Below are 1,495 nucleotides of genomic sequence, written 5' to 3'. Positions count from 1 at the left end.
TGGATCGGGCGGCGGCGGCCATTACCCATGCCAACAATCCGTTGATCTTGGCGGGGAATGGAGTGTTGCGATCGCAGGCCAGTGAGGCGCTCACTGCTCTCGCCACTCAGCTCAATATTCCTGTTGTCAACACCTTTATGGGTAAGGGAGCCATTTCCTACACCCATCCCCTGTCCCTGTGGACCTTTGGTCTGCAGCAGCGGGACTATATTAGCTGCGGGTTTGACAGCGCCGATTTAATTATTGCCATCGGCTACGACTTGGTGGAATATTCTCCCAAACGCTGGAACCCGGATGGCACCATGCCCATTGTGCATATTGGGCAAATCTCAGCAGAAATTGACAGTAGCTATATTCCCCTAGCGGACGTGGTGGGGGATATTTCTGACTCGTTGTGGGAGTTGCTGAAGCGGGTCACGCGACAAGGTAAACCCGAACCCCGCGCCCTCGACCTACGCCAGGATATCGTAGCGGACTATGAGCAGTATGCCAGTGATGATGCGTTTCCCATCAAGCCCCAGAAGCTGATCTACGATCTGCGCCAAGTGCTAGGGCCAGACGATATTGTGATTTCTGATGTGGGAGCCCACAAGATGTGGATGGCGCGCCACTACCATTCTGAACAGCCCAATACCTGTATTATTTCCAACGGATTTGCTGCAATGGGCATCGCCATTCCAGGGGCGATCGCGGCTAAGCTGGTTGCGCCCAATCGTAAGGTGGTGGCAGTCTCGGGCGATGGCGGGTTTATGATGAACTGCCAGGAGCTAGAAACGGCTCTGCGCATTGGCACGCCTTTTGTCACTATTATTTTCAACGACGGCGGCTATGGCCTGATCGAATGGAAGCAGCGCAATCAGTATGGCGAACCGGCTTTCATCAAGTTTGGCAATCCCGATTTTGTTAAATTTGCCGAAAGTATGGGTCTCAAGGGCTATCGTTTGGAATCGACCCTAGACTTTGTGCCTATGCTCAAGGATGCCCTCAACCAATCGGTGCCAGCGGTGATCGACTGCCCCATCGACTATCGGGAAAACCTACTGTTTACCCAGAAAGCTGGGGATTTAAGCTGCCCTATCTAGGGTCTGGTGCATCAGCGATCGCCCCTTGATCAACCGTGACCTGAGTTCGATGGATCGTTCCTATCTATAGGTTCATCGAACTCGCGTTCCTGCCAAAGAACTCGAAGCCATCCGCGATCGCGCCATCCGCAGCGGCGTTGATTTTCTTGATGTCTGGGCGATCGACTTCAACTGGCAACCGGGCAAACCCCTCACCCACGACTTGCAAGACTACCGCACCCGCAAAGATCGCAGCCTCAAAACCGTCAGCGATGCTGCCTGTACCTATCCCGCCCCCGGCAACTACATCGCCTGTGTCAAAGTCGTCCATACCTTGGGCTGCGATACCTCAATTACTATAGAAGCGGAGGTGTAAAGTTATGTCCGCGAGAGATCGATATCATAACTGGGTTAAAGAAACTTTAACTTTGGAT

General features: G+C 53.2%; 2 protein-coding genes. One reads left to right on the top strand and one right to left on the bottom strand.

The genetic code is table 11. The features are described from left to right. Positions 1-1,082, top strand: a 1,082-nt coding sequence (locus V6D20_05380; protein HEY9815222.1) for an acetolactate synthase large subunit, incomplete at its 5' end; no start/stop codon positions are given. Positions 1,083-1,146: 64 nt separating this feature from the next. Here the strand turns inward: V6D20_05380 and V6D20_05375 are convergent. Then, the gene (locus tag V6D20_05375; GenBank protein ID HEY9815221.1) at positions 1,147-1,392 is read right to left on the bottom strand and encodes a hypothetical protein; all 246 of its coding nucleotides are present in this window, start codon (positions 1,390-1,392) and stop codon (positions 1,147-1,149) included. Between the last annotated feature and the right edge of the window lie 103 nt (positions 1,393-1,495).

It is taken from the genome of Candidatus Obscuribacterales bacterium (genome assembly GCA_036703605.1).
GTDB lineage: Bacteria > Cyanobacteriota > Cyanobacteriia > RECH01 > RECH01 > RECH01.
The sequence above is the reverse complement of the archived record's forward strand: the minus strand, read 5'-3'. Positions and strand labels throughout refer to the sequence as shown.

Bases quoted from the DNA above. Each gene is read 5' to 3' on its own strand.
- V6D20_05375 (HEY9815221.1), bottom strand. From the start codon at position 1,392: ATGGACGACTTTGACACAGGCGATGTAGTTGCCGGGGGCGGGATAGGT.